Genomic DNA, 23,104 nt, shown 5'->3' with positions numbered 1-23,104 from the left:
CGGAAACCGCTGCTGTACCACACTTCCATGACCGGGCCGTTTGCAGCCCGGTACCACCGTGCTTTAATGGCTGTATCACATCAGGAGGTTCCATGCTGCCATCTCAGACAGTCACGCTGACCGTTCCACGCAACTGGTTAGATTTATATGAAACCATCTGGAAGCCTGAATGCTTTGCCAAATGGGCAAGTGGGCTCAGCGCCAGCACGCTGACGCAGGAAGGAAATAGCTGGAAAGCCAAAGGCCCAGAGGGAACGGTAAAGATTCGATTTACCCCACACAACCCGTTTGGCGTAATGGACCACTGGATTGATACCGGTAGCGGAAAAGAGATTTATATGCCGATGCGGGTGATTGCTAACGAACAAGGTGCAGAAGTGGTGATGGTCGTTTATCGCCAGCCGTTGATGTCGGATGAGAAATTTGCCCAGGATGTTGCATGGGTAAAACGCGACCTCGAACAACTTCTTCACCTGTTAACTCATTAGAATCAATGAATTATGCAATCAACACCTCTTTAACTGTTGCTGGAATCAAACGATAAAAATCGGTTTCTTTTTCGCACAGCAGCGTTTAACTGTTTTAGCAAAACCTCCACTGATTTATACGCTAATCACCAGTCCGGCTTAAGCATCCTCACCAGGAAACCTCCTGGTGAGGATGCTTATAAAAAAGCCTGGCCCGTATGATTTATCGAGATTTTTTAGTTATTCGTCTATTGCAACTTCATCAAGGGGCGAGGAAAGACTAAAAATTTTAATAAATAGTAAGCCGTTCGCCTTATATATTCTGATGCATATTCTGAAACCATTTATTCCTGCGGTGGATTTATAGGAGTTTTCTGATGGTGTTAATTTAATTAAAACACGGTATAACTCCTTCACACACAGCAGTAACCATAATAACAACAGCAGGGAAATAACATGGATCGCTCAACCTATCCTTTGTTATCAGAAAAAGAATTTGTTGAGATTGCCAGGCGGATGCTGGCCGGGGAATATATAAACGCAAAGGGATTTTATAATGATCTTACGGATTTCCTCCGCACAGGAGGAGATACCGTTAAGACAAAAACACCATTAAGCGCCAGGGGCATCTTTATACATTCAGAACATCATTTAATTGAAAGCATCTTTACGTGGCAAAACCTGAAAGGTATTTCAGGACTGCGCCAGGAATCGCTGCATTGATGTGAGCTGGACTCTAACCTCTGGCTAGAGTAACCCCTTAATTGCACTGGTACATGTACCATAATGAGCAGAGTATGGCGTTAAGAGAGAAAAATCTGACCCACGCTAAATGGTCAATTTTGTCATCAATCAAAATCGTCGGCATTGGTGTTTTACAACTTTCACTTCTGGCAAAAATACTTCAGGCAAATGAGTTAGATCTACTCGCCATTGCGATTGTGATGCTGTTAATTATTGATACACTAGCCGACCGAAAGTTTGGCAATGCCATTATAAGAAATAACAACCTCAATAATAGCGATCTCTCAATTTTATATTGGGGAAACGTATTAAGCGGCCTTGTTATCTTTGCTGTACTGTTTATTGGCAGTGATATTTCTGGTCGTATAATGAATCAACCTGAGATGGCGGTAATGCTTGAAATGATTTCGGTCATATTCATTATTATTCCGCAGGGGCAACATTATCGCGCAATATTACAGCGGGAAAACCAATTTTCGCGCATTGCATTCACGGAAGTCTCTTCTGTGCTGGTGGGATTAGGCGTCACGCTCTTCACCGTGTGGCTGACACCCTCAGTGTTGTGCGCTATCTGGGGTTACCTTGCCATGGTATCCATCAGAATGCTGGTTTATTGCTACTACGGTCGTGCCTGGTTTCAGCCAGAATACCGTTTTAGCCTAAAAAGTTTCGTCAACGTGCGAGCAAGAAACGGATAATAAAAACAAGTCTGTATGGTGGGCTCTGGGCATCTGAAAAGATGCGTTCGCGTGCTGGTCGCCAGCACGCTTTTTTCTTTTTTATGTTTCCAGTAACTCTTCCAATGAGTGAAAAGCGAGTTCGCTTAACTTACCGTTACGCTGCAAGCGCAGCCAACTCACCAGCATCCGCAATTCATCAATCACCATAAACAGATCGGCCATATCATTCTTGTTTTTGATCTGCAGCCGCGTCAGTGCGTTGAGCTTGTGCGCATTCACCGTTTTATGACTGATACCTAAACGAGTGCCAATGTGTTCGGTGCTATAACCCCATGCCATCATCAGTAACACGCGTAGCTGACGATCGGGCAGCAGAATGTCAGCGCCTTCCATCAACTGAACCTGTGTACTCGCGCTGATGCAAGCGCTCAAGCGGTGGGTAACAGCCTGACAGGATGATTTCAAATCCAGAATATTGAGTGCTGGCAGATAGCGGCTTAATGCATGCATTAACGGTAATAAGCGCCGGGTAAGCACCAATATCTGCATCGTGGGAAACTGCTGTTGCAAGGCATAGAGCACCTTGAAGGTACCGGCCAACGGCATATTTTCATGGAAAATGCAGACTAACAACCGCGGCTTGAGTTTTTCACACTGCGACATCACGGTGCTCAGCGACCATAACTCATGCACCTGGCCGTCAATGGGTAGTGTAGCCAATAGCCCCTCCAACCCCACCGCCGCCAGTTTGTCGGAAGAGAAAAAGAGAATGTCTTCGTTACGAGTTTTCATGCCTGTCCGATAGTTGCCGCGCGTGATGCCAATGAGTTGGGAGCCTGGCTGAACAGGCAATAGACAGGTACGACACAATCTGCCTGAAACTTAAGTTGATGAGGTTTTTAACGATTCGCATCATTTATACTCATGCGAAACGATGGCTGAATGCTGATTTATCCCACCTGCTAAGCCTGTTAGCATGTTTGCCATAAAAATGGCTAATCTGATGCTACTTTATTGAGAAAATCTCAGTGGTCTACCCGCTGGGAAATCTTTAGCCTTGCCGCCAATCTGATGGAGTGCTCTATGTTATTAACCGTTCTCTATATTATTGGTATTACTGCCGAAGCCATGACCGGCGCACTGGCGGCAGGGCGTCGCAAAATGGATTTGTTCGGCGTGATCATCATCGCTTCGGTTACCGCGATTGGTGGTGGTTCGGTGCGTGATATTCTGCTGGGTCACTACCCTCTCGGCTGGGTAAAACATCCTGAATACATCATGATCGTCGCCGCCGCTGCGGTGGTGACGACCTTTGTTGCACCCCTAATGACGCATCTGCGTAAAGTATTTCTGGTGCTGGATGCGCTGGGTCTGGTGGTGTTCTCGATTATTGGCGCACAGGTCGCACTTGATAGCGGTCATGCTTCCATTATTGCTGCCATCGCCGCTGTAATTACCGGTGTGTTTGGCGGCGTACTGCGCGACATGTTTTGCAATCGCATTCCGCTGGTGTTCCAGAAAGAGCTGTATGCCGGTATCGCGTTCGCCTCTGGCTGGATGTACATCCTGCTATTGAAAACGCCGCTGGCGCATGAAGCGGTGGTGATCATCACGCTACTGTTTGGCTTCTTCGCCCGCTTGCTGGCGCTGCGTTTCCGCCTCGGTTTGCCAATTTTCAACTATCCCCACCCTGAACATTGAGTCAACAGCAGGAATCTCCTGCTGTTGCAGAAAGTGAATCATTTGCTGCAGGCTCGCATCCTGCAGCATCATCACAATCCGCTGTGCCAAAACGCTACCGATACCGGGCAACTGCTGCCAGCTTTCCGCCGTTCGCGCCATCAACTGCGACCACTGTGTATCCGGGAGCGCCTGCAGAGCCGTACGCGGTAACGGCAAGCCAAGTGCACTTACCCAGCGCCGCAGCGGCAGTTGCCGCGTTAAGTTGAAGCGGTGCCAGATGAGCTGCGCGCGAGCAGGCGTTATCCCGTTGGCCTGCGCAATCTGCTCTGGCGTTAGCGTCAGCCAGGAAAAGAGATGCGTGATAGCACCACTATCCAGTAAGCGCTGCCAGCTGCTGCGCTGTACGCCCGCAATATCCAACACCGTTTTCTGGCTCAGCCAGCTGAGGCGAGACAAAAACTGCGCCCGGCAGGCAGCGCTGAAGTGCAGACACGTTAAGCCGTGGAATTCGCCATCCTGAGGCGACGATGGATAATCGCGCTGCACAACGCGCCAAATTACCCGCTCCAGTCGGGGAATGCCTAATCCCGCTAGCGTGAGCGTCAACTCATCGCCCGCGATCACATCCAGTTCGCGCCAGCGTCGCAGTGAGCCAATGTTGACCCGCCGTACCGTTTTATCGTCGAGTTGCACCGGAATCAGATTCAGCACGACGGCAATCTTGCCCGTGCGTCCTACATTGAAATCTACCGAGAGCACTTCGCTACTGACTTCCGCCGGCTGATATTTCCATGCCGCTGACCAACTGCCCTGCCCAGGCTGCCAATCGCGCCCTGCGCTGGCAGGTGATTGATGGATCACTACGCCATCGGTGACAAACGGCAGCGATTCGCGGTACCAGCGATCGCGCCATACTGCGACCTCCTCTTCATTACTCACCTGACGACTCCAGCTCTGCGTGAGTCCAAAGCCCCATTGCGTTAGCTGCGCCAGACGATCGGACATCGAAGCCGGGCCGTCCGGCCACGCCCAGATAAATATACCGAGGCGATCAAGAAGCGGGCTGCTGTCGTGCCGCATCATCGCTCCCGCCACCTGAGCACGCGCATTTTTACCACCGTCGCGAGCCTGTTGATGATCGTTCATCTGCAGAAACAGCTCACCTTGCAGTATGACTTCGTCTAGCTGGGTATGAATACGTTGCGGAATGGCAGGAATATGGGGCGATTTGGCCAGCCACTCTTCACCACGCAAACCATCGCCACGGCTGATTAATGAAACCAACCGACCTTGCCGATACACTAACGTGACAGCTACGCCATCAACTTTGGGCTGCAACCACAGCGCAGATCTATCTTGCATCCAATACGCCACCGCCAGCTTATCGCGCAGTTTGCGCACGCCAGTGTGTGCAACGGGATGATGCGTGCTGCCGTCGGTGGTGAGTTGAGCATCATAGGAGGGCTGCGCGGGGGTGAAACAGCGCTGCCACTGCTGTAACCGCTGTTGCAGGCTGTCATAATCCGCATCGGTCACCGCATGAGTACCCTGCCGATAATAAGCGTCGTCCCACTGACGTAGCTGGGTTTGCAGCTGCGCTATCTCCTGCCCGGCGCGCACGGGCGACCAATTTGGACACAGCGCTTCGGCCCAGCAACCTATGCTGAAAAAGCAGCAAATCACACTGAGGCATCCTTTCATCTTCACTCTCCTTTTTGTCTATTGGAGAGTGCAGCGAAGGCTTTTACCAGCAGTGAAAATTGCAAGATAGAAGCAGATTCCATCGTTTATATGCCCGTTGCAGCATGCTACATCTGCTTCTGGCGCGGCTTCACAGAAAAAGAATTGCCTCAGCCAAGCGGCAAACGCTGCGTGACACCCTTAAGCCGTGTATACTGTGCAGGAAATCGACTCCGCTCTTTACTCAATTCAAGATAACCATGGCTCAAGGCACGCTTTATATTGTTTCCGCCCCTAGCGGCGCGGGTAAATCCAGCCTGATTCAGGCGCTGTTAAAGACACAACCGTTGTACGATACGCAAGTGTCTATTTCGCATACCACCCGTGGCGTGCGTCCCGGTGAAGCTCATGGTGAGCACTACTTTTTCGTCTCTAAGCCCGAATTCGAGACCATGATTGCAGCAGATGACTTCCTCGAACATGCGGAAGTGTTTGGCAATTATTACGGTACGTCACGCGCTGCCATTGAGCAGGTGCTGGCGACCGGCGTTGACGTCTTCCTGGATATCGACTGGCAAGGTGCGCAGCAAATTCGCAAGAAAATGCCTGCTGCACGCAGCATCTTTGTGTTGCCGCCCTCTACCGAAGAGTTGGATCGCCGCCTGCGTGGACGCGGTCAGGACAGCGAAGAGGTGATTGCCCGTCGTATGCAACAGGCGGTGGCTGAAATGAGCCACTATGCCGAATATGATTATTTAATTGTTAATGATGATTTCGATCTGGCGTTGTCAGATCTGAAAACCATTATTCGCGCAGAACGTCTGCGTATGGGTCGCCAAAAATCGCGACATGATGCTTTAATCAGCAAACTATTGGCAGTCTGAATTCACTTTCAGTATTATGCCCAGTCATTTCTTCATCATCTGTGGAGTAGCACACCTATGGCACGCGTAACCGTTCAGGACGCAGTAGAGAAAGTTGGTAACCGTTTTGACCTGGTGTTGGTCGCTGCACGTCGTGCACGTCAGATGCAGGTAGGCGGTAAAGATGCGCTGGTTCCAGAAGAGAACGATAAGCCGACCGTTATCGCCCTGCGCGAAATTGAAGAAGGTTTGATCACCACCCAGATCCTGGATGTCCGTGATCGTCAGGAACAGCACGAGCAGGAAGCCGCTGAGTTACAAGCCGTTACCGCTATCGCTGAAGGTCGTCGTTAACAGCACTCTGCAGGTCGCCCTTGTATCTGTTCGAAAGCCTCAATCAACTGATTGAAAAATACTTGCCTGAGGAGCAAATTAAGCGCCTCAAGCAAGCTTATCTAGTCGCGCGTGATGCCCACGAGGGTCAAACACGCTCCAGCGGCGAGCCTTACATCACCCATCCTGTTGCTGTCGCCTGCATTCTGGCCGAGATGAAACTCGACCATGAAACGCTAATGGCGGCGCTGCTGCATGATGTGATTGAAGATACGCCCGCCACTTATCAGGATATGGAACAGCTGTTTGGTAAAAGCGTTGCCGAACTGGTGGAAGGTGTCTCCAAGCTCGATAAGCTGAAGTTCCGCGACAAGAAAGAAGCGCAGGCTGAAAACTTCCGCAAAATGATCATGGCGATGGTGCAGGATATCCGCGTCATCTTGATCAAACTGGCTGACCGCACGCACAACATGCGCACGCTCGGCGCGTTACGCCCGGATAAAAAACGCCGTATCGCGCTGGAAACGCTGGAGATTTACAGTCCTCTGGCGCACCGTCTTGGTATTCATCACCTGAAAACAGAACTGGAAGAGCTCGGCTTTGAAGCGCTCTACCCGAACCGTTTCCGCGTGATCAAAGAGGTGGTGAAAGCAGCGCGTGGTAATCGAAAAGAGATGATTCAGAAGATCCTCGCTGAAATCGACGGTCGCTTACAGGAAGCAGGTATTCCCTGCCGCGTAAGTGGACGTGAGAAGCATCTCTATTCGATCTACCGCAAAATGCACCTGAAAGAGCAGCGTTTTCACTCGATTATGGACATCTATGCCTTTCGCGTCATCGTGAAAGATCTGGATACCTGTTACCGCGTGCTTGGTCAGATGCACAGCTTGTACAAACCGCGTCCCGGACGCGTGAAAGATTACATCGCCATTCCCAAGGCCAACGGCTATCAATCGCTGCACACCTCAATGATTGGCCCGCATGGCGTGCCGGTTGAAGTGCAGATCCGTACCGAAGATATGGATCAGATGGCTGAAATGGGTGTTGCCGCACACTGGGCTTATAAAGAGACCGGTGAAATTAGCGGTACTACCGCGCAAATTCGTGCTCAGCGCTGGTTGCAAAGCCTGCTGGAGCTGCAACAAAGCGCCGGTAGCTCATTTGAATTTATTGAAAGCGTGAAATCCGATCTCTTCCCGGATGAGATCTATGTGTTCACGCCGGAAGGCCGCATTGTCGAATTGCCGGCTGGCGCCACGCCAGTCGATTTCGCCTATGCGGTGCATACCGATATCGGTCATGCCTGCGTTGGCGCTCGCGTCGATCGCCAGCCTTATCCGCTGTCTCAATCGCTGACCAGCGGTCAAACCATTGAAATCATTACCGCGCCGGGCGCTCGCCCGAACGCTGCCTGGCTCAATTTTGTTGTCAGCTCAAAAGCGCGCGCCAAAATTCGTCAACTGCTGAAAAACCTCAAACGTGAAGACTCCGTTAATCTTGGCCGTCGTCTGTTAAGCCATGCGCTTGGCGGCAGCAAGAAGCTGGCAGAAATTCCGGCAGAGAATATTCAGCACGAACTGGAACGCATGAAGCTGACCGCCATCGATGATTTGCTGGCGGAAATTGGCCTCGGTAACGCCATGAGCGTGGTGGTAGCGAAGAACCTACTGCAGGCGGGCAGTGATGAGCCGCAAAGTAACAGCAAACGCAAAAAGCTGCCGATCAAAGGTGCAGATGGCGTGCTGATCACCTTTGCCAAATGCTGCCGTCCGATTCCAGGCGATCCCATCGTTGCGCACGTTAGTCCCGGCAAAGGACTGGTGGTGCATCACGAATCCTGCCGTAATATTCGCGGCTACCAAAAAGAGCCTGAAAAGTTCATGCCGGTAGAGTGGGATAAAGTGACCGATCAGGAATTTGTCGCCGAGATTAAAGTCGACATGTTCAACCATCAGGGTGCGCTGGCGAATCTGACTGCGGCAATTAATACTGCCGGTTCCAACATTCAGAGCCTGAATACCGAAGAGCGAGATGGTCGCGTATACAGCGCCTTTATCCGCCTCACCGCGAACGATCGCGTCCATTTGGCGAATATTATGCGCAAAATCCGCGTAATGCCGGACGTGATCAAAGTTCACAGAAACCGTAACTAGTCGATGAACGCTCAACGCTTTGCTCGTATTCAGGAGATGTTGGCCCTGCGCCAGCACGATCTCACCGTCTGCATGGAACAGGTGCATAAACCGCATAATGTCTCAGCGGTAATCCGTACCGCCGATGCGGTCGGCATCCACGAAGTGCACGCCGTGTGGCCAAGCGTGCGTATGCGCACTATGGTTTCAGCTTCAGCTGGCAGCAACAGCTGGGTGAAGGTGAAAACGCATCGTCATATTGCCGAAGCGGTACGCCATCTTAAAGATGAAGGCATGCAGGTGCTGGCGACCAATCTGTCGGCCAAAGCGGTGGATTTTCGCGAGGTCGATTACACCAAACCGACCTGTATTCTGATGGGTCAGGAAAAGACCGGGATTACGGCGGAAGCGCTGGCATTGGCCGATCAGGACATCATCGTGCCGATGGTTGGCATGGTGCAGTCGCTCAACGTCTCGGTCGCGTCTGCGTTGATTCTGTATGAAGCGCAGCGTCAACGACAGAATGCCGGGATGTATCAGCGCACCTACAGCCTGCTCGATGAAGACGAACAACAGCGCCTGCTGTTTGAAGGCGGCTATCCGGTACTGGCACGCGTCGCCAAACAGAAGGGCCTGCCTTATCCACACATCAATGCCCAGGGCGAGGTGGAAGCCGACGCCAGTTGGTGGGCCACCATGCAATCGACGGGTAAAAAATGAAAGGCCGTCTGCTGGATGCCATCCCGCTCAGTACCCTGACCGGCGTCGGCGCCAGTCAGGCGAGTAAGCTGGCTAAACTCGGCCTGTTTACCATTCAGGATTTGCTGCTGCACCTGCCACTTCGCTACGAAGATCGCACCCAACTGTATAAAATTAATGACCTGCTACCGGGCGTCTATGCCACGGTGGAAGGTGAAGTGCTGAGCAGCGAAATTATCTTTGGCCGCCGCCGCATGCTGGTGTGCCAGATTAGCGATGGCAGCGGCATGCTGACCATGCGCTTCTTCAATTTCAATGCCGGGATGAAAAACAGCCTGTCACCAGGCCGACGTGTTACTGCCTATGGCGAGATAAAACGCGGCCAGCGCGGTGCGGAAATCATTCATCCCGAGTATCGCGTGCAGGGCGAACAAGGCGGCGTTGAGCTGCAGGAAACCCTCACGCCGGTCTATCCTACAACCGAAGGCATCCGCCAGGCGACGCTGCGCAATCTCACCGATCAGGCGCTAACGCTGCTGGAAAGCTGCCCCATTGCCGAACTGCTGCCGTCAGAACTGAGCGGCGGGCTGATTAGCCTGCCAGATGCACTGCGCACTCTGCATCGTCCACCGCCGGATTTACGCTTGAGCGAGCTGGAGACCGGGCGTCATCCGGCACAGAAGCGCTTAATTCTGGAAGAACTGCTGGCGCATAACCTCAGTATGCTGGCAGTGCGCGCTGGCGCACAGCGCCATCATGCGCTGCCGATGCCGCCACGTCATGAGCTGGTTAATCAACTGCTCGCGGCGCTGCCCTTTTCGCCAACCGGTGCGCAACAGCGCGTGGTGGCAGAAATCGAAAAGGATCTGGCCAACGATTTTCCGATGATGCGTTTGGTGCAGGGCGATGTCGGTTCCGGTAAAACGCTAGTGGCTGCACTGGCGGCACTGAATGTCATCGCGCATGGCAAACAGGTGGCGTTAATGGCTCCCACCGAACTGCTGGCTGAGCAGCACGCCAACAATTTCCGTCAGTGGTTTGCGCCGCTGGGAATTGAAGTGGGCTGGCTGGCGGGCAAGCAGAAAGGCAAAGCGCGTGAGGCGCAGCAGGAAGCGATTGCCAGTGGCCAGGTCGCGATGGTGGTGGGCACCCACGCGTTGTTCCAGGAGCAGGTGAAATTCAACGGTATGGCGCTGGTGATCATTGATGAGCAGCACCGCTTTGGCGTGCATCAGCGCTTAGCGCTGTGGGAAAAAGGTGAGGAACAGGGCTTCCATCCGCACCAGTTAATTATGACCGCGACACCGATCCCCCGCACGCTGGCGATGACCGCTTACGCCGATCTCGATACCTCGACCATCGATGAATTACCGCCGGGACGTACGCCGGTGACCACGGTGGCAATTCCCGATAGTCGCCGCAGCGAGATCATCACCCGCGTGCAGAGCGCCTGTCATGAAGGGCGCCAGGCTTATTGGGTCTGTACGCTGATCGAAGAGTCTGAAGTGCTGGAAGCGCAGGCGGCGGAAGCCACCTGGGAAGAGCTGAAAGTGGCGCTGCCAGATTTGCAGGTTGGCCTGGTCCACGGCCGCATGAAGCCAGCCGAAAAGCAGGCGGTGATGGCGGCGTTTAAAGCCAATGAAATTCAGCTGTTAATCGCCACCACGGTGATTGAAGTGGGCGTGGATGTGCCAAACGCCAGCCTGATGATTATTGAGAATCCAGAACGTCTCGGTTTGGCGCAGCTGCACCAGCTGCGCGGCCGCGTTGGCCGTGGCGCCGTCGCCTCGCATTGCGTGCTGCTGTACAAAGCGCCGCTGAGCAAAACCGCACAGAAGCGTCTGCAGGTGCTGCGCGACAGCAACGATGGCTTTGTGATTGCGCAGCACGATTTAGAGATTCGCGGTCCCGGTGAAATGCTTGGCACCCGTCAGACGGGTAACGCCGAGTTTAAAGTGGCTGATTTGCTGCGCGATCAAGGCATGATCCCCGAAGTTCAGCGTGTGGCGCGCCATATCCACCAGCATTATCCTGAGCAGGCGCAGGCATTAATTGAGCGCTGGCTGCCGGAAACCGAGCGCTACAGCAACGCTTAATCCGCGGTATTATCAACCGCCATAAAATCTGCGACAAATTTCTGCAGCAAGCGCGCCAGCTCGGCGCGCTCGTCATCCTGCCAGCTGGCAAACAGTTTTTGATAAATCTGCGCGCGCGCAGCATCGATTTTGTCGGTCATCACTTTACCTGCCGTAGTAATCACCGCTTCGTTCACCCGTTTGTCTTTGGCATTTTTCTGGCGCTGTGCCAGCCCCAACTCTTCCAGTTTCGCCACCTGACGACTGACGGTGGTGTAATCGCGCCCAGCACGCTCCGCCAGTTCAACCACACCAATCGGCCCGAAGCGGCCAATCTGAATCAGTAGCGGAAACAGTGCGCGATCAAGCTTAATATTCGATTCTTTTATTAGCAATTCATCACGTTGCGGTCGATTGAAGGTTCCAACAATCATCAGCAGCGCGTTGTGCAGATCATCAAATGCTGCACTATTATGTGTATTTTGCACGCTTTTCATTGACGCTTTCCCGAGGCAAGACTAATGTGTGCATATTACACATAGTTTCCGACTAACTGAAGGTGAAAACATGAAAGCAGCGATAGTTTCCGCAGCAGGTGAACTGCCCGTATACGGTGATTTCCCTGAACCGCAGGCCGATGACAGCCATGTCGTGGTGACAGTGAAAGCCGCCGCCGTCAGCCAACTGGCAAAAGCACGCGCCGCCGGTACGCATTACAGTTCGGCGGCACACTATCCCTTTATTACCGGCATTGATGGCACCGGCATGCTCAGTAATGGCGATCCGGTTTACTTCCTCGCCTTTAATGCACCGTGGGGCAGCATGGCGGAAAGAACCTTAGTGCCCGCCGATAGCATCGTTCCCCTTCCCGCCACACTCGATCCTGTTCTGGCTGCGGCGCTGGCTAATCCGGGCATGTCATCCTGGGCAGCGTTAACCCGTCGCGCACAGCTGCGTGCCGGTGAAACCGTATTGATCAATGGCGCAACCGGTACCTCAGGCGGATTAGCGGTACGCATCGCGCAACATCTGGGCGTAGGCAAAATCATTGCGACTGGCCGAAACCGCGCCGCACTGGATCAACTGCGTGCGCAGGGTGCGGATATCACGCTCACGCTGGATGAATTGCCGGGTGCGCTCCCGGCACTGATGAAAGAAGGCATTGATGTGGTGCTGGATTATCTCTGGGGCCAGAGCGCGCTCGATATTATGCAGGCCGCAGTGGCAGGCGGTGAAAAGACGGTGCGTTTTGTGCAAATTGGTTCGCTGAGCGGTCAGGAAATCACGCTGCACAGCAAGCTGCTGCGCTCATCCGGATTGACGTTGATGGGCAGCGGCCTGGGAAGCGTGTCGGATAAGGAATTGATTGCCTGCATTGGCGAAATGCTGGCCGCCGCCGCCGAGAGCGATTTTTCCATCGCCTTCCAGATGCGTCCATTAAGTGACGTCACCCTGGCGTGGCAGGAAGATGATAGCCGCTGCCGCACGGTGTTTACGCTTTAGATCAACGGAAGTAAAAAGGGGCATTGCAAACGATTGCTTTCACAACGCAACCGTTTAAAATCGCCCCTTTGTTGTAATTGAGAACGTCCACCATGTCCGTCAACACCGCTGAATCACACCAGCCTGCCAGCGCTGCAAGCCCGAAAAGTGAACTGATTTACCGCCTCGAAGACCGTCCGCCGCTGCCGCAAACCTTGTTTGCTGCCTGCCAGCATCTGCTGGCAATGTTTGTTGCGGTGATTACGCCCGCACTGCTCATCTGCCAGGCGCTGGGTTTACCGGCGCAGGACACACAGCACATCATCAGCATGTCGCTGTTTGCTTCTGGCGTGGCATCGATTCTGCAAATTAAAACCTGGGGACCGATCGGTTCCGGCCTGCTGTCGATTCAGGGCACCAGCTTTAACTTCGTGACCCCGCTGATTATGGGCGGCATGGCGCTGAAAAATGGCGGCGTTGATGTACCGACCATGATGGCCGCGCTATTTGGCACGCTGATGGTCGCTTCCTGTACCGAAATGGTGCTGTCGCGCGTGTTGCATCTGGCACGCCGTATCATTACGCCGCTGGTTTCCGGCATTGTGGTAATGATTATCGGCCTGTCACTGATTCAGGTCGGTTTGACCTCGATTGGCGGCGGCTTTGCTGCGATGAGCGATCACACCTTCGGCGCACCGAAAAACTTGCTGCTGGCTGCTTCGGTGTTAGTGGTCATTATCCTGCTAAACCGTCAGCGTAATGCCTACCTGCGCGTGGCTTCACTGGTGATCGCCATGGCAGTAGGTTACGCACTTGCCTGGGCGCTGGATATGCTGCCCGCTACCAGCACGCCATCTAATCAACCGCTGATCGCCGTACCGTCGCCGCTCTATTACGGTCTTGGCTTTGACTGGAATCTGCTGATCCCGCTGATGCTGGTGTTTATGGTGACCTCGCTGGAAACTATCGGCGATATCACCGCGACCTCTGATGTTTCCGAACAGCCAGTAAGCGGCCCGCTGTACATGAAGCGGCTGAAAGGCGGCGTGTTGGCGAACGGACTCAATTCGTTTGTTTCGGCGTTGTTCAACACCTTCCCGAACTCGTGCTTTGGCCAGAATAACGGCGTGATTCAGCTGACCGGCGTTGCCAGTCGCTATGTCGGTTTTGTGGTGGCGCTGATGCTGATCGTACTTGGCCTGTTCCCGGCAGTGAGCGGATTTGTGCAGCACATTCCGGAACCGGTGCTGGGCGGCGCGACCATTGTGATGTTTGGTACCATCGCCGCATCTGGCGTGCGCATCGTTTCGCGTGAACCGCTCAATCGCCGCGCTATCATGATTATCGCGTTGTCGCTGGCGGTAGGTTTGGGCGTTTCTCAGCAGCCGCTGATTCTGCAATTTGCCCCGGACTGGCTGAAAACCCTGCTTTCATCTGGCATTGCGGCCGGTGGTATCACCGCCATCGTGCTGAACCTCATCTTCCCGCAAGAAAAGTAACGCAGCAGGCAGGCTTCGGCCTGCCTGATATTTATCCGCATTTACATCCAGGCTGTTGAGCTGTAACGGTAATTCAGGCATAACAACCACTCACCGGATAAATATCGGGATGGATGAGTGCGATGAAATTTTTAGGCAAGTTTTTCCTTACCTTACTGCTGCTAATTCTGCTGGCGCTGGTTGTGCTGTATGTGTTGCTGCAAACACAGTGGGGCGCAGGCTGGTTTAGCCGCTGGGTAAGCGATAAAACCGCCTGGCATCTCTCCCTTAGCAAGATTGAGCACGACTTCTCGTCCCCTTCGCACATCATTCTTGATGATTTCAGCTTTGGTCACGATGGCCAGCCCGCCGTGCTGGTGGCGAAGCGCGTTGACCTGGGTCTCGCGCTGGTACAGTTCAGCGATCCGCTGCATTTCAACAGCATCGAAGTGCGCGACGGTGAAATCAATCTCGCCAATCAAGCGCCCGATACCACGCTGCCGATGCAGGCCAATCGCCTGCAGCTGAACAATGTGCGTATTGAGAATCCGCATAGCACCTTGCCGATGACCGCTCAGCGCGTGAATGGCGGTCTTCTGCCGTGGAAACCGCTGCCTAACGACGTGCTGGGCAGCGATGCGCAGTTCCAGATCAGTGCTGGAACTCTGACGCTGGATGGCGTACCGGGCAACAATGTGTTGCTGCAGGGCAACATTAAGCAACGTCGTCTGGTACTGAGTAATATTGGTGCCGATTTAGCGCGCGGTTCGATGACCGGCAATGCCGAGCGCGATGCGCAGGGCAACTGGAAGATTGACCAGCTGCGCCTCAACGATATCCGCCTGCAAACGCATCAAAGCCTGAGCGACTTCCTCAATCCGCTGCGCGATGTCCCGTCGGTGAGCATCAATCGTCTGGATATGACCGATGCACGCCTGCAAGGGCCAGATTGGGCAGTGACCGATCTCGATTTAACGCTGAAAAATGTCACCCTGCGCGGCGATAACTGGGAAAGCGATGGTGGTTCGCTTTCCATGAACGCCGGGAATTTTATTAACGGTGGCTTTGAGTTGAACGATCCCATCGTGAATGCCGATCTTTCGCCGCAGGGTATCGCGCTAACGCAATTCAGTTCTCGCTGGGTCAATGGCGTGGTGCGCGCCAGCGGCAACTGGACACGCAGCGATAAGCGTCTGACGCTGGATGAATTGGCCATCGCCGGGCTGGAGTATACGCTGCCGCAAAACTGGCGCGAGCGCTGGCAGCAGACCTTGCCGGATTGGCTGGACAGCGTGCTGGTAACGCGCGCCACCGCTAACCGTAACCTGATAATCGATATCAATCCCGCCTTCCCGTTCCAGATGACGTCGCTGGATGGCAGTGCGGATAACCTGCTGCTGGCACGCCAGCATCAGTGGGGCATTTGGGCCGGGAAAGCGAGCTTTAACGCTGCCGAAGCCACCTTCAATCGTACCGATCTGCGCCATCCTTCGATTGCGCTGAATGCTAACGACCAACAGATTCAAGTGACTGAGCTGAGTGCCTTTAACGGCAGCGGTTTACTGGAAGGGACAGCGACGGTAGGTCAGGATGTACAACGACCGCTGACGCTGAGCCTAAAAGGTCAGGCTGTGCCGGCCAACGTGCTGCAAAACTGGGGTTGGCCAACGCTGCAGTTGAGCGGCAATAGCAATTTGCAGCTGCAACTGAAAGGATCTCTCAACGCCAACGCACCGCTGCGCCCAAGCGTGGATGGCACCTTGTCGGTAACCACCGATGCACAATCCGTGCAGCAGACAATGCGTGGCGGGCAGGTTCAATAGTTTAAAAACCAGGTCGCCATGAATGGCGACCTTACGCATGAGGCGCGCGTTAATTAATACGCGCCCCGGAGCCGCCCTCTTCCAGCGATCCGTCAGAATCAGCCGGCAGCACGATATACACACCTTCAAACACCGCGCCTAACTCTTCGTCACCAAACAATTCGACTTCCATCTGTACGCGTGCTTTACGGCCACGCGCCAGCCTATCGAGATCGCCACTCAACGAGCCTAGATCGGCAATGGCGCCCGGACGACCGCTGATGGGCTTGCTATAGCGAATATGCGCATCCGCCAGAATGATGGTGCCGCCAAGATGACGCTCGCGCAGCAGCAGCCAAATCAAGCCCCAGCCAGTGAGGGTGGCGAGTGAGAACAGGCTGCCCGCGAATAAGGTGTGATGAGGATTCTGATTGCCCGCTTCTGGCATGGTAGTAACAAATTTCTGCCCGGTATATTGCAGAATACGCACGCCCATTTTTTCGCTCAGCGGGATGTGCTCGTACCAGGCTTGCTGCAGCTGTCCGCACCAGTCGGCGCGATGCAAGATATCGTCGAGCGTCACCACCGGTTTAATCATCAGGAAATGGCGTACCGGCGTAGTTTGCGGCGCGGTGATTTCCCCCTGATTGACGTAGCCAAGCTTGGCAAAGAATTCGACGGCATCTTCACGCGCGCTACAGGTGACGCGCTTAGCCCCTTCCTGACGCGCGACCGACTCCAGCGTCATCGCCACCAGCGTGCCAAGACCTTTGCCCTGCACGGAGGGATGTACCGCGAGGAAGCGAATCGCCGCTTCGTTTTCCGCGTTGATGTACAGACGTCCCACCGCTACCGGTTTGCCCTGCTCATCCACCACCATTTGATGATGCGCCAGCGCATCCCAGGCATCACGCTCAGAACCCTGCGGCTGACGCAGCGGCTTTCGTAACATTTCCCAACGGAACTGGTAATACATATCCAGCTCTTCCGCCGTTTGCGGTACGCGAAGATGATACATAAAGTGATTCTCTCGTTCGGAGCTTGCGTGGCTAAATCCTTGCCGCTCGGCTGTTAACCTCACACCTGTAACCAGAAGGTCACCGGACCGTCGTTCACCAACGAAACCTGCATATTGGCGGCAAAGCGCCCATTTGCGGTGGTCACACCCTGTGTTCGGCAGCAATCGCTGAAGTATTCATAGAGACGCTCGGCTTCCGCCGGTTCTGCACCGCCAGAGAAAGAGGGACGCATACCTTTATTGGTATCAGCGGCGAGGGTGAATTGCGACACCACCAGCACGCTGCCGCCGGCCTGCTGTACGTTGAGATTCATCTTGTCATTCTCATCCGCGAAGATGCGGTAGCCGAGAACGCGCTCGGTCAAACGCTGCGCCTTTTGCTCGTCGTCGCCCTTTTCAACACCCAATAACACCAATAACCCATTGCCAATTTCACCCACTGTCGCGTCATCAACGCTGACACTGGCGCGACTGACGCGCTGAATCAAAGCAATCATGTTTCCTCTCGTTCTTTATCGCGTTCCTGCTGTTTTAACTGGCGATAGTCATCCAGGGTGACGGTGATTTCTGCGCCTAACAAAACAATACACCACGACCAGTAAACCCAAAGGAACAGAATCGGGATGACCGCCAAAACGCCGTAAATTAACTGATACGAAGGGAACATCGTAACATAGAGCGCAAAGCCTTTTTTCCCCAGCTCGAACAGCAAACCGGCAACGATGGCACCGATCAGTGCATCGCGCGTGGGCACACGCCGCGTCGGCACAATGCTGTACAGCAGCCAGAAGGCGAGGATAGAGAGAAACAGCGGGAAAATGCGCAGCAGATGATCGATTAAGCTGGTGACGCCGGTGACGTTTACCCAGCGCAGCGACAACAGATAGGAGCTCAGGGCTAAACTGGCGCCGGCCAGCAGCGGACCCAGCGTTAGGATCATCCAATACACCGCAAAGGAGTAGACCATTGGCCGGGGCTTATCGCTGCGCCAGATGGTGTTTAACGCGCTGTCCACCGAATGCATCAGCAGCAGCGCGGTGACAATCAACCCGACAATACCGACCGCCGTCATCTTGTTGACGTTGGCAACGAACTGATCCAGATAACGCTGAATGACGTCGCCCGTCGCCGGAATAAAGTTAGTGAAGATGAAGTTTTTCAGCTGCACGCTGATATCGGAGAACATGGGAAAAGCGGCGAACAGCGCAAAAACCACGGCAATTAGCGGCACCAACGCCAGCAATGAGACGTAGGCCAGATTGCCCGCCTGCGTCGTCATATTGTCTTCGTCAATGCGTCGCCACAGCAGTTTTACCCACAGGAAAAAAGCATGCGCCGAGTGGCGCAGATGTCGTTGATTCAGCACTCAGAGACGACCTGCAAACCAATCCGGCACGGTTTTCTCATCAACCACCAACACGCTCTCAATGCCGAGCGCACGCGCCGCATCGATGTTGGCTTGGTTATCATCAAAAAATACCGCCTGGTCGGCCTGATAGCCTTCGTGCTGCAGCACATAGTTATAGATGCGGGCTTCCGGCTTACGCATGCCGATATCCTGCGACATATAAAGATGATCGGCCGCCTGCTGTACATCAGGATATTGCGTTGGCCAGAACTCGAAGTGCAGCTGATTGGTATTCGACAGAATCACCACGCGCTCGCCCTTAGCACGCAGTTTGTTCATGATCGCCAGCGTTTCCGGACGCACGCCGACAAAAACCGCCTGCCAGCCTGCCGTGAATTGTGGGTAACTCAGCGCGATATCCAGTTGATCGCAGATACGCGCGGCGAATTCGGGATCGCTTATCTCGCCACGTTCGTGTTTCTCAAAAGCCTCATCCATGCGGAAGTTGCTTTGCAACGTTGCCAGCGGCACACGCCCCAAATCGCTCCAGACGCCGAGCACACGATTAAAATCGATATCAACAATCACATTGCCTAAATCAAAAATGTACAGCATGACGCCTCTCCTTTATGTTCCCTGGATCATTCACTTTAGCGGCAAAAGTGGTGTCTGAACAGGGACGAAGCGCGGGAAATCAGCAATCTGGAAGCGGAGCCAAAGTTCAGCAAGCGAGCGTTGCAGCGGCTTGCAGGCATAAAAAAGCCCCGCAAGTGCGGGGCTCAATATCAGACTGTTTCGCTTACTCTTTGCTGCCGCGAGAAGAACGCTTACGATCGTTCTCGGTCAGGTGACGTTTACGAATACGTACTGACAGCGGAGTCACTTCTACCAGTTCGTCGTCATCGATGAACTCGATAGCCTGTTCCAGCGTCATCTTCTGCGGTGGAACCAGAGTGGTCGCTTCATCAGTACCTGACGCACGCATGTTGGTCAGTTTCTTACCGGTCAGGCAGTTAACGGTCAGGTCGTTAGAACGGCTATGAATACCGATGATCTGGCCTTCATACACTTCCGCACCGTGACCCAGGAACAGCTTACCGCGATCCTGCAGACCAAACAGGGCGAACGCTACCGCTTTACCCTGGCCGTTAGAGATCAGTACGCCGTTCTGACGCTGACCCACTTCGCCCGGACGCACGTCGTCGTAGTGGCTGAAGGTGGAGTACAGCAGACCGGTACCTGAAGTCATGGTCATGAATTCGTTACGGAAGCCGATCAGACCACGGCTTGGGATCATGTAGTCAAGACGTACACGGCCTTTACCATCTGGATCCATGTTTTTCAGGTCGCCTTTACGCTCACCCATCGCTTGCATCACAGAACCCTGGTGGGTTTCTTCGATGTCGAGGGTGACGTTTTCGAATGGCTCCTGCTTACGGCCTTCAAACTCGCGGAAGATTACTTTCGGACGGGATACCGCCAGCTCGAAACCTTCACGACGCATGTTCTCGATCAGAACCGACAAGTGCAGCTCACCACGACCTGAAACGCGGAACGCATCAGAATCTTCGGTTTCTTCAACGCGCAGTGCCACGTTGTGTACCAGTTCTTTGTTCAAACGCTCCAGGATCTGGCGCGAGGTCACGAACTTACCTTCTTTACCGCAGAACGGTGAGGTGTTCACGTTGAAGAACATGGTTACGGTTGGTTCATCGACGCTCAGGGCTGGCAGCGCTTCCACATTCTGCGTGTCGCAGATGGTGTCAGAGATGTTCAGCTCGCCCAAGCCGGTGATAGCGATGATGTCGCCCGCTTCTGCCAGAGTGCTTTCGATACGCTCCAGACCGAGGTGGCCCAGTACTTTACCGACTTTACCGTTACGGGTTTTGCCTTCGCTATCAATGATAGTGACTTGCTGGTTCGGCTTCACGGTACCGCGCTTGATGCGGCCGATACCGATCACGCCCAGGTAGTTGTTGTAGTCCAGCTGCGAGATCTGCATCTGCAGTGGCGCTTCAACTTCAACCTGAGGTGGAGAAACGTGGTCGACGATCGCCTGGTACAGCGGGGTCATGTCGTCAGCCATATCGGTGTGTTCCAGACCCGCGATACCATTCAACGCCGAAGCGAAGATGATCGGGAAGTCCAGCTGCTCGTCAGTCGCATCCAGGTTAACGAACAGGTCGAATACCTGATCAACAACCCAATCAGGACGCGCGCCCGGACGGTCAACTTTGTTGATAACCACAATCGGCTTCAAACCATGAGCAAATGCTTTCTTGGTTACGAAGCGGGTTTGCGGCATAGGGCCATCCATCGCATCTACAACCAGCAGCACCGAATCCACCATGGACATGACGCGCTCCACTTCACCACCGAAGTCGGCGTGTCCTGGGGTATCAACGATGTTGATACGGTAGTCATTCCATTTGATGGCGGTGTTTTTTGCGAGGATGGTAATCCCACGCTCTTTCTCCAAATCGTTGGAGTCCATTACGCGCTCAGTCGCTTCGGTACGAGCATCAAAAGTACCGGACTGTTGTAGCAGCTTGTCAACCAGGGTGGTCTTACCATGGTCAACGTGCGCGATGATGGCGATGTTACGCAAATTTTCGATCACAGCTTTGCCTCAGGCATTATAGAAATAACGCGGTATTGTACACGGATTAAGCGGAAGACTGAACATGATCACAGATTTCGCCGAAAGTTTCTCGTAGTGCTGGTTTTTAGCACCATTAACGGTGCATTAATCTGCACTGCGATAGCATTTTGCACCATGATAGTGCTTTCATTCACCACGGGTGCACCATAACAATGCATGCAATCCATCCTGGTGCAGCCTTCGACTCACGAAAGGGCGCATTGTAGCGCCATTTTCGCTATTGTCATAAAGTTGGCACAGAATTCGCTTTATCTATTTTAAGCGAAAACGACAGTTATAAAACGGTTGAAAGAGCTTGCCGAGATCTTTGGTTAGGAGTGGTCAGCAGTTGTGGCGCATTCCCGGCAACGAAGTTCTCTCACCATGACGATAATGACCATTTCCAGGAGAGTTGAGTATGTCCGCTGAACACGTTCTCTCGATGATGAACGAGCATGAAGTTAAGTTTGTTGACCTGCGTTTTACCGATACCAAAGGTAAAGAACAGCACGTTACTATCCCTGCTCACCAGGTTAACGCTGACTTCTTCGAAGAAGGCAAAATGTTCGATGGCTCCTCCATCGGTGGCTGGAAAGGCATTAACGAATCAGACATGGTGCTGATGCCGGATGCAACCACTGCAGTTATGGATCCGTTCTTCGAAGACTCGACCCTGATCATCCGTTGCGACATCCTTGAGCCAGGCACACTGCAGGGCTACGATCGTGACCCGCGCTCCATTGCTAAACGTGCAGAAGAGTTCCTGCGTTCTTCAGGCATCGCGGATACCGTGCTGTTTGGACCTGAGCCAGAGTTCTTCCTGTTCGATGACATTCGTTTCGGTTCTTCTACTTCAGGTTCACACGTGGCTATCGATGATATCGAAGCAGCATGGAACACCGGTAAAGAGTACGAAGGCGGTAACAAAGGTCACCGTCCAGGTCTGAAAGGCGGTTACTTCCCAGTGCCACCGGTTGACTCAGCACAGGACATCCGTTCAGCCATGTGTCTGACCATGGAGCAGATGGGCTTAGTGGTTGAAGCACACCACCATGAAGTGGCAACTGCTGGTCAGAACGAAGTGGCAACCCGCTTCAACACCATGACCAAAAAAGCGGACGAAATTCAGATCTACAAATACGTGGTGCACAACGTTGCTCATGCGTACGGCAAAACTGCAACCTTCATGCCTAAGCCAATGTTCGGCGATAACGGTTCAGGTATGCACTGCCACATGTCCCTGTCAAAAGGCGGCGTGAACCTGTTCTCTGGCGACAAGTACGGCGGCCTGTCTGAAACTGCTCTGTTCTACATCGGCGGTATCATCAAGCACGCTAAAGCGATCAACGCCCTGGCAAACCCAACCACTAACTCATACAAGCGTCTGGTCCCAGGCTACGAAGCACCTGTTATGCTGGCTTACTCTGCCCGTAACCGTTCTGCTTCTATCCGTATCCCAGTGGTTGCTAGCCCGAAAGCACGTCGTATCGAAGCACGCTTCCCGGATCCAGCGGCTAACCCATATCTGGCATTCACCGCGCTGCTGATGGCCGGTCTTGATGGTGTTATCAACAAGATCCACCCTGGCGATGCGATGGACAAAAACCTGTATGACCTGCCGCCGGAAGAAGAAGCTGAGATTCCAAAAGTTGCAGGTTCTCTGGAAGAAGCACTGAACGCACTGAACGAAGACCGCGAGTTCCTGACTCGTGGCGGCGTGTTCACTGATGACGCCATCGATGCTTACATCGAACTGCGTAAGCCAGAAGTTGACCGCGTGCGCATGACTCCGCACCCCGTTGAGTTCGAACTGTACTACAGCGTTTAATCAGCATTAAAGATTCGCGGATTATGCATCGCCGCAAGGCGGCAATCGAGATTGCCGGGGAGTTGAGATAACTCAGTGACTCGGGTGAACGAATGCAGCCACGTAGCGGGGGTGTAAAAGACGCAGAAGATTTTATATTGCCGTGGAAACT

21 protein-coding genes are annotated in these 23,104 nt (G+C 53.6%); 13 read left to right on the top strand and 8 right to left on the bottom strand.

The window, feature by feature from the left end; genetic code table 11:
• Window positions 1-92 precede the first annotated feature (92 nt).
• From PMI17_RS01195 to PMI17_RS01185, 3 genes are all read left to right on the top strand, one after another.
• Entirely contained in the window at window positions 93-488 is a 396-nt protein-coding gene (locus PMI17_RS01195; protein ID WP_007885277.1) for a hypothetical protein, read from the top strand.
• 435 nt (window positions 489-923) lie between these two features.
• Entirely contained in the window at window positions 924-1,190 is a 267-nt protein-coding gene (locus PMI17_RS01190; protein ID WP_007885275.1) for a hypothetical protein, read from the top strand.
• A gap of 74 nt (window positions 1,191-1,264) precedes the next feature.
• Entirely contained in the window at window positions 1,265-1,909 is a 645-nt protein-coding gene (locus tag PMI17_RS01185) for an oligosaccharide flippase family protein (protein WP_007885273.1), read from the top strand.
• An 81-nt stretch (window positions 1,910-1,990) separates the two neighbouring features.
• On the opposite strand, the gene PMI17_RS01180 is transcribed toward PMI17_RS01185, so the two are convergent.
• Window positions 1,991-2,683, bottom strand: a complete 693-nt coding sequence (locus tag PMI17_RS01180; protein ID WP_007885272.1) for a LuxR C-terminal-related transcriptional regulator — start codon at window positions 2,681-2,683, stop codon at window positions 1,991-1,993.
• Between the two features lie 291 nt (window positions 2,684-2,974).
• Here PMI17_RS01180 and PMI17_RS01175 point away from each other — a divergent pair, with 291 nt between their 5' ends.
• Complete coding sequence (locus PMI17_RS01175; protein WP_007885270.1) at window positions 2,975-3,592, top strand: trimeric intracellular cation channel family protein; 618 nt, start codon at window positions 2,975-2,977, stop codon at window positions 3,590-3,592.
• Here PMI17_RS01175 and ligB read toward each other — a convergent pair.
• Window positions 3,506-5,275: an NAD-dependent DNA ligase LigB gene (gene ligB, locus PMI17_RS01170; protein WP_007885269.1), complete on the bottom strand. Its 1,770-nt coding sequence runs from the start codon at window positions 5,273-5,275 to the stop codon at window positions 3,506-3,508. The two genes, PMI17_RS01175 and ligB, sit on opposite strands and share 87 nt — an antisense overlap.
• 239 nt (window positions 5,276-5,514) lie before the next feature.
• On the opposite strand from ligB, the gene gmk reads away from it, so the two are divergent.
• From gmk to recG, 5 genes are read left to right on the top strand one after another with little or no spacing between them, the layout of a single operon-like run.
• On the top strand, window positions 5,515-6,138 hold the full coding sequence (gene gmk, locus PMI17_RS01165; RefSeq protein WP_036619878.1) for a guanylate kinase: 624 nt from the start codon (window positions 5,515-5,517) through the stop codon (window positions 6,136-6,138).
• Window positions 6,139-6,195: 57 nt separating this feature from the next.
• On the top strand, window positions 6,196-6,471 hold the full coding sequence (rpoZ, locus tag PMI17_RS01160) for a DNA-directed RNA polymerase subunit omega (RefSeq protein WP_007885265.1): 276 nt from the start codon (window positions 6,196-6,198) through the stop codon (window positions 6,469-6,471).
• A 20-nt stretch (window positions 6,472-6,491) separates the two neighbouring features.
• The gene (gene spoT / locus PMI17_RS01155; protein ID WP_007885263.1) at window positions 6,492-8,603 is read left to right on the top strand and encodes a bifunctional GTP diphosphokinase/guanosine-3',5'-bis pyrophosphate 3'-pyrophosphohydrolase; all 2,112 of its coding nucleotides are present in this window, start codon (window positions 6,492-6,494) and stop codon (window positions 8,601-8,603) included.
• A gap of 3 nt (window positions 8,604-8,606) precedes the next feature.
• The gene (gene trmH / locus PMI17_RS01150) at window positions 8,607-9,302 is read left to right on the top strand and encodes a tRNA (guanosine(18)-2'-O)-methyltransferase TrmH (protein WP_007885262.1); all 696 of its coding nucleotides are present in this window, start codon (window positions 8,607-8,609) and stop codon (window positions 9,300-9,302) included.
• Window positions 9,299-11,377 (top strand): ATP-dependent DNA helicase RecG, encoded by a 2,079-nt coding sequence (gene recG / locus PMI17_RS01145; protein WP_007885260.1) that lies wholly within the window; start codon window positions 9,299-9,301, stop codon window positions 11,375-11,377. Before trmH ends, recG begins: the two co-directional genes overlap by 4 nt.
• Here the strand turns inward: recG and PMI17_RS01140 are convergent.
• Complete coding sequence (locus tag PMI17_RS01140) at window positions 11,374-11,853, bottom strand: MarR family winged helix-turn-helix transcriptional regulator (protein ID WP_007885258.1); 480 nt, start codon at window positions 11,851-11,853, stop codon at window positions 11,374-11,376. The genes recG and PMI17_RS01140 overlap by 4 nt on opposite strands.
• Window positions 11,854-11,923: 70 nt before the next feature.
• Between PMI17_RS01140 and PMI17_RS01135 the strand changes: the two genes are divergently transcribed.
• The 3 genes from PMI17_RS01135 (at window position 11,924) to PMI17_RS01125 (ending at window position 16,139) form a co-directional block, all read left to right on the top strand.
• Window positions 11,924-12,859 (top strand): zinc-binding alcohol dehydrogenase family protein, encoded by a 936-nt coding sequence (locus tag PMI17_RS01135; RefSeq protein ID WP_007885257.1) that lies wholly within the window; start codon window positions 11,924-11,926, stop codon window positions 12,857-12,859.
• Window positions 12,860-12,951: 92 nt separating this feature from the next.
• Window positions 12,952-14,337: an NCS2 family protein gene (locus PMI17_RS01130; RefSeq protein WP_007885256.1), complete on the top strand. Its 1,386-nt coding sequence runs from the start codon at window positions 12,952-12,954 to the stop codon at window positions 14,335-14,337.
• Window positions 14,338-14,459: 122 nt separating this feature from the next.
• A complete protein-coding gene (locus PMI17_RS01125; protein ID WP_007885254.1) occupies window positions 14,460-16,139 on the top strand; it encodes an AsmA family protein in 1,680 nt (559 codons plus the stop codon).
• Window positions 16,140-16,188: 49 nt separating this feature from the next.
• Here PMI17_RS01125 and fabY read toward each other — a convergent pair whose 3' ends face one another.
• The 5 genes from fabY to typA form a co-directional block, all read right to left on the bottom strand.
• Entirely contained in the window at window positions 16,189-17,136 is a 948-nt protein-coding gene (fabY, locus tag PMI17_RS01120) for a fatty acid biosynthesis protein FabY (protein ID WP_007885253.1), read from the bottom strand.
• A 59-nt stretch (window positions 17,137-17,195) separates the two neighbouring features.
• Window positions 17,196-17,633: a D-aminoacyl-tRNA deacylase gene (gene dtd / locus PMI17_RS01115; RefSeq protein WP_007885252.1), complete on the bottom strand. Its 438-nt coding sequence runs from the start codon at window positions 17,631-17,633 to the stop codon at window positions 17,196-17,198.
• Window positions 17,630-18,499, bottom strand: coding sequence for a virulence factor BrkB family protein (locus PMI17_RS01110; RefSeq protein WP_369751402.1), 870 nt, complete (start codon window positions 18,497-18,499; stop codon window positions 17,630-17,632). Before PMI17_RS01110 ends, dtd begins: the two co-directional genes overlap by 4 nt.
• 3 nt (window positions 18,500-18,502) lie before the next feature.
• Window positions 18,503-19,099 carry a glucose-1-phosphatase gene (gene yihX, locus PMI17_RS01105; protein ID WP_007885249.1) on the bottom strand — a complete coding sequence of 199 codons (597 nt, stop codon included), beginning with the start codon at window positions 19,097-19,099 and terminating at the stop codon, window positions 18,503-18,505.
• A 184-nt stretch (window positions 19,100-19,283) separates the two neighbouring features.
• Window positions 19,284-21,104, bottom strand: a complete 1,821-nt coding sequence (typA, locus tag PMI17_RS01100; RefSeq protein ID WP_007885247.1) for a ribosome-dependent GTPase TypA — start codon at window positions 21,102-21,104, stop codon at window positions 19,284-19,286.
• Window positions 21,105-21,543: 439 nt separating this feature from the next.
• On the opposite strand from typA, the gene glnA reads away from it, so the two are divergent.
• The gene (gene glnA / locus PMI17_RS01095) at window positions 21,544-22,953 is read left to right on the top strand and encodes a glutamate--ammonia ligase (protein ID WP_007885243.1); all 1,410 of its coding nucleotides are present in this window, start codon (window positions 21,544-21,546) and stop codon (window positions 22,951-22,953) included.
• Window positions 22,954-23,104 lie beyond the last annotated feature (151 nt).

This window comes from Pantoea sp. GM01 (assembly GCF_000282675.1).
Lineage (GTDB): Bacteria > Pseudomonadota > Gammaproteobacteria > Enterobacterales > Enterobacteriaceae > Pantoea > Pantoea nemavictus.
This window is presented reverse-complemented; position numbering and strand designations above follow the sequence as displayed.

Coding starts and splice junctions, on each gene's coding strand:
- yihX (WP_007885249.1), bottom strand. CDS start 19,099: ATGCTGTACATTTTTGATTTAGGCAATGTGATTGTTGATATCGATTTT.
- trmH (WP_007885262.1), top strand. CDS start 8,607: ATGAACGCTCAACGCTTTGCTCGTATTCAGGAGATGTTGGCCCTGCGC.
- ligB (WP_007885269.1), bottom strand. CDS start 5,275: ATGAAAGGATGCCTCAGTGTGATTTGCTGCTTTTTCAGCATAGGTTGC.
- glnA (WP_007885243.1), top strand. CDS start 21,544: ATGTCCGCTGAACACGTTCTCTCGATGATGAACGAGCATGAAGTTAAG.
- rpoZ (WP_007885265.1), top strand. CDS start 6,196: ATGGCACGCGTAACCGTTCAGGACGCAGTAGAGAAAGTTGGTAACCGT.
- PMI17_RS01190 (WP_007885275.1), top strand. CDS start 924: ATGGATCGCTCAACCTATCCTTTGTTATCAGAAAAAGAATTTGTTGAG.
- PMI17_RS01195 (WP_007885277.1), top strand. CDS start 93: ATGCTGCCATCTCAGACAGTCACGCTGACCGTTCCACGCAACTGGTTA.
- PMI17_RS01175 (WP_007885270.1), top strand. CDS start 2,975: ATGTTATTAACCGTTCTCTATATTATTGGTATTACTGCCGAAGCCATG.
- PMI17_RS01140 (WP_007885258.1), bottom strand. CDS start 11,853: ATGAAAAGCGTGCAAAATACACATAATAGTGCAGCATTTGATGATCTG.
- PMI17_RS01130 (WP_007885256.1), top strand. CDS start 12,952: ATGTCCGTCAACACCGCTGAATCACACCAGCCTGCCAGCGCTGCAAGC.
- PMI17_RS01125 (WP_007885254.1), top strand. CDS start 14,460: ATGAAATTTTTAGGCAAGTTTTTCCTTACCTTACTGCTGCTAATTCTG.
- PMI17_RS01135 (WP_007885257.1), top strand. CDS start 11,924: ATGAAAGCAGCGATAGTTTCCGCAGCAGGTGAACTGCCCGTATACGGT.
- gmk (WP_036619878.1), top strand. CDS start 5,515: ATGGCTCAAGGCACGCTTTATATTGTTTCCGCCCCTAGCGGCGCGGGT.
- PMI17_RS01180 (WP_007885272.1), bottom strand. CDS start 2,683: ATGAAAACTCGTAACGAAGACATTCTCTTTTTCTCTTCCGACAAACTG.
- fabY (WP_007885253.1), bottom strand. CDS start 17,136: ATGTATCATCTTCGCGTACCGCAAACGGCGGAAGAGCTGGATATGTAT.
- dtd (WP_007885252.1), bottom strand. CDS start 17,633: ATGATTGCTTTGATTCAGCGCGTCAGTCGCGCCAGTGTCAGCGTTGAT.
- recG (WP_007885260.1), top strand. CDS start 9,299: ATGAAAGGCCGTCTGCTGGATGCCATCCCGCTCAGTACCCTGACCGGC.
- PMI17_RS01185 (WP_007885273.1), top strand. CDS start 1,265: ATGGCGTTAAGAGAGAAAAATCTGACCCACGCTAAATGGTCAATTTTG.